This is a genomic window from Sphingobium sufflavum (genome assembly GCF_021403115.1).
Taxonomy (GTDB): Bacteria; Pseudomonadota; Alphaproteobacteria; order Sphingomonadales; family Sphingomonadaceae; genus Sphingobium; species Sphingobium sufflavum.
Window position 1 is genome coordinate 1 of record NZ_JAJSSH010000033.1, and the last position, 2,548, is coordinate 2,548.

The window sequence follows — 2,548 nt, forward strand, 5'->3', positions numbered from 1 at the left end:
TGTAAATAGGCGTCGAACCGGGACCCCATATCGGCGTGCAATAGGGACCCCCTTTTCGGGTTGCCAGGCGGTTGTCCCGGTAGTCCATAGGAGGGACCCACGGCCGGCGCTGCGCGCCCCCCAAGCGCTGGCGGTGCCGGCCGTGGGAGGTTCCTGTGGACCCACCGGGTCAACCGCCGGGTGGGGGGTCCGGGGGGAGGGTTTTAGCTTCGGTTTCTGAGGCGCCAGCTGTCGTTGCCGGTCTCAACGATGTCGCAGTGATGGGTGATGCGGTCGAGCAGCGCGGCGGTCATCTTTGGGTCGCCGAACACGGTGGGCCACTCGCCGAACGCCAGGTTCGTGGTGATGATTACCGAGGTGCGCTCGTAGAGCTTGCTGACGAGGTGGAACAGCAGCTGGCCGCCCGAGCGGGCGAACGGCAGATAGCCAAGCTCGTCTAGCACGACGAGGTCGAGGCGCGAGAGCTGGGCCGCGAGCGCGCCGGCCTTGCCGAGGCGGCTCTCTTCCTCGAGCCGGTTCACCAGATCGACGGTGTTGAAGTAGCGACCGCGGGCACCGGCACGCACGACGCTGGCAGTGATCGCGACCGCCAGATGAGTCTTCCCGGTCCCGGTGCCGCCGACCAAGACGATGTTGCGCCGACCAGGCAGGAACGCTCCAGCATGGAGCGAGCGTACCAGCTCTTCGTTGATCGGCGTGCCCTCGAACACGAACGCGTCGATGTCCTTGACCACCGGCAGCTTGGCCGCGGTCATGCGATAGCGGATCGAGGCCGCGTGGCGATGAGCAGCCTCAGCGCGGAGCAGGTCGGTCAGGATCTCCATGGCGGTGCGCTTGCGCTGCATGCCCGTGGTGACGGCCTCGTCGAACGCGCCAGCCATGCCCTTGAGCCCCAAGCTGCTCATCGCGGCGATCATCTCATGCCGCTGCACGGGCGCCTCGCAGCAGATCGTAGCGGGCGCAGTCGGCGGTCGGTGGGTGGCTGAGCGCGAGGGCATCGGAGGTGGCGATCGTCAGCGGCCGGGGCGGCTCGCGCCGCCGCGCCAGGATGTTGAGGATCACATCGTCACTGGCAGCACCGGCGGCGAGCGCTTCGCGGATCGCGTCCTCGACCGCTTCGAGCCCGTCGGTGAGCACGGCGGATAACACGCGCACGAACCGGCGGTCGGCGTCATCGCCAGTCCCGAGCTTGCGCCTGAGCCGAGCCAGCGCCGGTGGCAGATCCCAGTCCTGGAACGGTGCGCCGTTCCTCAGGGCGCCTGGCTTCTTGGCCAGCACCGGCAGGTAATGCCACGGGTCGAGGATCATCCGATCGCGTCCGAAGAAGCGGGGATGTTCGGCGACGACCTCATCGTCCAGGCGGACCACGATCCGGTCGGCGTAAGCCCGCACCTGCACCGCGCGCCGGGCTGCCTTGGCCATGACCGAGTAGCGGTTGCGGTCGAAGCTGATCAGGCAGGTGCCGGTCACCGCGTGCGACGTCTCGTGGAAGCCGTCGAACGGCGCCAGCATCACCTGTAGCGCAGGGCGTTCGGCGTCCCATGCCTGGGCAACGGTCAGCTCCTTCTGCTCGGGATGCGAGTGCAGCGCCGCCCACCGGCGGCACTCTGCCTCTAGCCACCCGTTCAGCTCCTCCAGGCTTGAGAAGCGCAGCCGGGGCTGGAAGAACCGTCCGCGGATCGTCTGTACCTGGTGCTCGACCTGGCCCTTCTCCCAACCTGCCGCCGGCGAACAGGCGGTGGGCTCGATCATGTAGTGGTCGGCCATGATCAGGAAGCGGCGGTTGAAGACCCGTTCCTTGCCGGTGAACACCGTCGTCACCGCGGTCTTCATGTTGTCGTAGATGCCCCGCGTCGGCACGCCGCCGAAGAAGGCGAACGCCCGCGCATGGGCGTCGAACACCATCTCCTGCGTCTCGCGGGGATAGGCCCGCACGTATACCGCTCGCGAGGCGCATAGCCGCGTGTGGGCGACCTTCACCCGCATCGGCTTGCCGGCGATCTCCACGTCCTCGTGGCTCCAGTCGAACTGGTACGCCTCGCCCGGCCGGAACATCAGCGGGATGAACGCCGCAGCGCCGTCGCCGGCATCCTTGCGCCGATCATCCAGCCAGCGCTTCGCATAGCGCCTCACGGCATCGTAGGAACCGTCGAACCCCTCGCGCAGCAGCAGGTCATGGACCCGTGTCATCCGCAGGCGCTCGCGCCGCGGCCGTGCCTCGTTCTCCGTCAGCAGAGTGTCCAGGCGCTCCTGGAACGGCCCAATCCGGGGAAGCGGCTGCACTGACCGCCGATAGGCAAATCCCGCCTCGGGAGCCCGGATCGCCTTCCTTATCACCTTGCGCGACACCCGCAGGTCACGCGCGATCGCCTTGATCGATTTACCGTCCGCGTGCTCGCGCCGGATCCTTACCACCGTCTCCAATATCAACATCCCGATCCCGCCGTCTGGTCATCACCAAACGGACGCAACTAAACCATCGAGATGGGGGTCCCTTTTAGACGCCGATCACCCCCATAACGGGGTCCTTTTTGCACGCCGATCCACA

General features: G+C 67.2%; 2 protein-coding genes. Both read right to left on the reverse strand.

The genetic code is table 11. The annotated features are described in order from the left end of the window. Window positions 1-203: 203 nt before the first annotated feature. On the reverse strand, window positions 204-932 hold the full coding sequence (gene istB, locus LWE61_RS20490) for an IS21-like element helper ATPase IstB (RefSeq protein ID WP_234152497.1): 729 nt from the start codon (window positions 930-932) through the stop codon (window positions 204-206). Continuing rightward, the gene (istA, locus tag LWE61_RS20495) at window positions 919-2,433 is read right to left on the reverse strand and encodes an IS21 family transposase (RefSeq protein WP_234152498.1); all 1,515 of its coding nucleotides are present in this window, start codon (window positions 2,431-2,433) and stop codon (window positions 919-921) included. Before istA ends, istB begins: the two co-directional genes overlap by 14 nt. Between the last annotated feature and the right edge of the window lie 115 nt (window positions 2,434-2,548).

Coding starts and splice junctions, on each gene's coding strand:
- istA (WP_234152498.1), bottom strand. CDS start 2,433: ATGTTGATATTGGAGACGGTGGTAAGGATCCGGCGCGAGCACGCGGAC.